The sequence below is a fragment of the Acinetobacter sp. WCHAc060025 genome (assembly GCF_004209355.1).
GTDB lineage: Bacteria > Pseudomonadota > Gammaproteobacteria > Pseudomonadales > Moraxellaceae > Acinetobacter > Acinetobacter wuhouensis.
In genome coordinates, this window is sequence record NZ_SGSX01000051.1 from 1 (window position 1) to 3,627 (window position 3,627).

The following is a 3,627-nucleotide window of genomic DNA, read 5'->3' on the forward strand; positions in this document are numbered from 1 at the left end:
ATTTAACATAATAGTTTCGTTATGCGAAATCCAAGCTAAAACAATAACTTATAAAATACAAAAGGGTGAACCATCACCCTTTTTTAATATGTTTTACGTCTAAGTAATTAATGCTTTTTTGTCTTGTTCTAGTGCTTCACTGGAGAGAATTGCTTTGTATAAAAATACAGGTAAACCATCTTCTTTATCCTGAACTCTTAATTGCTTTGTACCATCTCGATATTCAAATATAGCAATAGGGTAGTTGTCCTGATCTGCTATATAGAACCGTCTGTCTTTAATGATTAATTTATTTTCTGTGAATTGATGTTGTAGTAAACGCATAAATTTACTTTCGTTTGGCGAAAGTAAATTAAGTTCACGTATTCGATCTGCATCACTTTGGTGATTTAGCTTTGCTCTTTGTCGTTCGTTATAGCTTAAATAAACATTTTTAGTTTTTTGGGTGGGTTGCTTTTCCTGAATGGGTGATTTTGAGTTTCTATACAAATATCCAGCAATAAAACCAAATATTAAACAAAATATAGCTAATCCCATTATTCATCCTTTCCTAAAAATTTCTTTCTATATTCAAGAACTTCATCTTCAGTTAAATCTTTTAAATGATGGTAAATAAGTGCATTTAATACATCTGTATTTTGTATTTCTAGCCTTAATTTATATTTTATTTCCCATTTAGCATTCTCGATTTTGTCTGCTAAATCTTCTTGAACTCGTATCTGTACTGATGCCATATCCCTACTACTGTTAATTTGTGTCAATGACTCATTATTATATAACCTGTTGCATTGACACAGTGTTTCATAGTATCTTTGTTGAAATTATGTTTCTCTGTGTCAGGGTGTCGGATGACAAGCTTGAGCTTTAAAACAAAACAAGAATTCATTCAGTGCGCTTTCGAAACTGTTGCGAAGATTGTTTCTGATCAAGGTCAAATTGCATTAGATGCAATGTGTCCTGCAATCAACACTGAAAAGTGCCTTAGTCATTTGGCTTTTGTTTGTCATGAATGGTCTTACGATCCAACTGTGATCGACACATACGCATCGCTTTACAAAGAATCAAATCAAGAATTAATCGACGCATTTGGGGAAGAGTAGAGATGAAAACAATCCTTTCACAAATTCATGCTTATGATTCTGCGCTTTTATCAGTTTCAGAAATCTTCGCTCAAGAAAAAGAAATCTCACACGAAATTTATGCTCGTACCGCTTTTGGTGATGTGAACCTTGCCGATTCTCAGACTCTTAGAAATATGCTTGAGGGGATTACTAAAAATAAACTTCAAGCTTTTGAAAATGCTTTGATTCAACCTAAAAAAATCCAGTCAGAATCTATCGCTGAAATCTTTGTGCAAAAAATAGCCATACCCGCTAAAAACACGGCAGTAAGGTCAGATGACACCCCCTTTTATAATATGGGGGAAGCGAATTCACAACCTACATCAGAATTACATGCCTTTCCTCGTCATTTAGATAATTACCAGTTAGTTTCTACTCCAAAAGGTGTTTTACCTGTATTACGGTGTACTCCAATTGAAAATAATGTTGTCGGTCTTGATTGGGTTACTTTTAGCTTCTGCGTTTCTACTTTTGGCGACAAATATTACAACCTAGAAAATGAACAAGTTGATTTAGGAGTAGGGGACGCAATAGAAACATGGCTTGATCAATTACTCTTTGAAATTTTTGGTTTTGGTATCTCAGAAAAACGTAAATGTGGTATCCGTTTTGACAAGTATGGTTATGATTTACAAGATAATTTAGGCATGGTGCTTTACGGAAACAATAATAAAAGAATCCGTGTACAAATAAACGGCTCAGGCTGTGCATTGGCTCGCAAGGGATGGAATGAACAACTTTATAAGTTCCTGAAAGTACAAGCTAAAAATCCTAAATTAAATCGTGTCGATATTGCTTTTGATGATTTCGAGAGTGAATTTGTTTCTGTTCAAGCTTGTGACCAATGGGATACCGATGGCGGTTTCTTTAATGGCGGTCGCAATCCTGAAATTAATAAGCTTGGTGACTGGAAACGTATAAACGGCAAAGGTTTAACCTTTACTGTTGGTAATCGTGAAAGCTCTAAATTCTTACGCTGTTATGAACGTGGTAAAAAAGAGGGGGATTCTCTCAGCCTTTGGACACGTCTCGAATTAGAGCTTAAATCATCTGACCGTTATTTGCCTTTAGATGTCCTTTTGTCTCCATCGACCTATTTTAAAGGTGCATATCCTGCACTGGAAGCCTTGTGTAATCAGCTTCATGACTTTACTGCACCTGAAAAATGTCAACTTGTTGAAAAACAAGCAACGATTAACTTTGATAAAGCAATCGACGTTTTAAAAACACAATTCGGTAAATACATACGCCAATTCAGAAAAATCATTTCTGACGATGTGCTTTTAAACCTTATTTCATCTGATAAGGACGTTGTACCTAAACGTCTTGAATTTACTCACGCTTCTGTAATGCAGTCATTACGTCTTTCTAGTCTTAACAGAAGAATTTTTAACATAAATGTAGATGAAGAATTACCGCTATTTGTTGGTGTTCCTCTACTTAATCAATCTGCGTATAAGGATTTTATCCATGCTATTTAAATCAACAATGGTTGTACTGGGTGCTAAGGCTTCTAAAGGTAGTTTTAACGGTGTTTCTTTCGATAAAACAACGATTTTTTATAAAGCTGTACTTCAGGAGGGTGAAAACTTCGTGGGTGAAGTTGGTGAAGCTATGCCTTGGGGTACTTCTGATAATTTTCAAAAAATCAAAGGTCTTGAATATCCGCTTGTAGCCGATGTAATGCTTGAACAAGTTTCTAATGGTTCTGCTTCACGCATGATCATTAAAGAATTAGTACCACAAAAAACTCCAGTAGCTCAGGCGCAACCAAAATGATCTATTCAAATTTCTTGATGTATGACTGTCCGATCTGTGGCACGTACTTACATCAGCAACAATATTCTTTTCATGTTTGTGCATGTAAGGGGTAAGCAATGTCATTTGTTTGTCAAACACTAGATCAAGCGACAAGCATTTGTACACAATGGGTTGAACAAGTTTCTTTACTTGAACAACTCGCAATCACAAAGCAACAAATGGTCATGTTGGGGACACCGATTATAGGGATATACGGCTTGATCATTGCATTTGCTTTATTTAACAACTTTTCAAAGAGGGCATGAAAATGTCAAAAATTGCAGTACAAGAAAAACGTGGTGTTTTAACACTACGCAATGTTTCAACTTATGGCTTAGGTGCAACCATCGGTGGTGCTATGGTTTTATCTCCACTTGCTAATGCTGCATCAGAGTTAGATTTTACTGCTGCATCTGGTGAGTTAGATGCTGTCAAAGCAGCAGTAGTTGGCATCATTGGAACACTGGTTGTCTTAATTGGTATTGGTATTGCTTGGGCTTATTTCAAACGTACTGCTAAGTAATTAGCTAATAAAGTGCCTCCACTTGGGGGCATTTTTCTTTGAGGTAGATATGGAAGAAAACGCATCAATATTTTATTGGATTCCACTGGTGGTCACATGGGTCGCACTTCATCTTTTAGCAAGCAAGTTATAAGTTATTTACTTGTTTTAAGCCTTGCTTTTGCTCCTTCGCTTACAAATGCA

General features: G+C 35.8%; 7 protein-coding genes. 5 read left to right on the top strand and 2 right to left on the bottom strand.

Annotated features, from left to right (window positions below):
- Window positions 1–99 precede the first annotated feature (99 nt).
- Together EXE09_RS18520 and EXE09_RS18525 are read right to left on the bottom strand one after the other, a co-directional pair.
- Complete coding sequence (locus EXE09_RS18520) at window positions 100–537, bottom strand: hypothetical protein (RefSeq protein ID WP_130118233.1); 438 nt, start codon at window positions 535–537, stop codon at window positions 100–102.
- Window positions 537–734, bottom strand: coding sequence for a hypothetical protein (locus tag EXE09_RS18525; protein WP_130118234.1), 198 nt, complete (start codon window positions 732–734; stop codon window positions 537–539). Before EXE09_RS18525 ends, EXE09_RS18520 begins: the two co-directional genes overlap by 1 nt.
- A gap of 114 nt (window positions 735–848) precedes the next feature.
- Between EXE09_RS18525 and EXE09_RS18530 the strand changes: the two genes are divergently transcribed.
- The 5 genes from EXE09_RS18530 to EXE09_RS18550 all read left to right on the top strand — a co-directional run bounded on the left by EXE09_RS18530 (window position 849) and on the right by EXE09_RS18550 (window position 3,444).
- The gene (locus EXE09_RS18530) at window positions 849–1,100 is read left to right on the top strand and encodes a hypothetical protein (protein WP_130118235.1); all 252 of its coding nucleotides are present in this window, start codon (window positions 849–851) and stop codon (window positions 1,098–1,100) included.
- 2 nt (window positions 1,101–1,102) lie between these two features.
- Window positions 1,103–2,602 (top strand): replication initiation factor domain-containing protein, encoded by a 1,500-nt coding sequence (locus EXE09_RS18535; RefSeq protein ID WP_130118236.1) that lies wholly within the window; start codon window positions 1,103–1,105, stop codon window positions 2,600–2,602.
- Window positions 2,592–2,900, top strand: a complete 309-nt coding sequence (locus tag EXE09_RS18540; protein WP_130118237.1) for a hypothetical protein — start codon at window positions 2,592–2,594, stop codon at window positions 2,898–2,900. Before EXE09_RS18535 ends, EXE09_RS18540 begins: the two co-directional genes overlap by 11 nt.
- A gap of 98 nt (window positions 2,901–2,998) precedes the next feature.
- Window positions 2,999–3,187, top strand: coding sequence for a hypothetical protein (locus EXE09_RS18545; protein WP_130118238.1), 189 nt, complete (start codon window positions 2,999–3,001; stop codon window positions 3,185–3,187).
- 2 nt (window positions 3,188–3,189) lie between these two features.
- A complete protein-coding gene (locus EXE09_RS18550) occupies window positions 3,190–3,444 on the top strand; it encodes a hypothetical protein (protein WP_228257236.1) in 255 nt (84 codons plus the stop codon).
- The last annotated feature ends 183 nt before the right edge of the window (window positions 3,445–3,627 follow it).

Coding starts and splice junctions, on each gene's coding strand:
- EXE09_RS18520 (WP_130118233.1), bottom strand. CDS start 537: ATGGGATTAGCTATATTTTGTTTAATATTTGGTTTTATTGCTGGATAT.
- EXE09_RS18525 (WP_130118234.1), bottom strand. CDS start 734: ATGGCATCAGTACAGATACGAGTTCAAGAAGATTTAGCAGACAAAATC.
- EXE09_RS18530 (WP_130118235.1), top strand. CDS start 849: ATGACAAGCTTGAGCTTTAAAACAAAACAAGAATTCATTCAGTGCGCT.
- EXE09_RS18550 (WP_228257236.1), top strand. CDS start 3,190: ATGTCAAAAATTGCAGTACAAGAAAAACGTGGTGTTTTAACACTACGC.
- EXE09_RS18540 (WP_130118237.1), top strand. CDS start 2,592: ATGCTATTTAAATCAACAATGGTTGTACTGGGTGCTAAGGCTTCTAAA.
- EXE09_RS18535 (WP_130118236.1), top strand. CDS start 1,103: ATGAAAACAATCCTTTCACAAATTCATGCTTATGATTCTGCGCTTTTA.
- EXE09_RS18545 (WP_130118238.1), top strand. CDS start 2,999: ATGTCATTTGTTTGTCAAACACTAGATCAAGCGACAAGCATTTGTACA.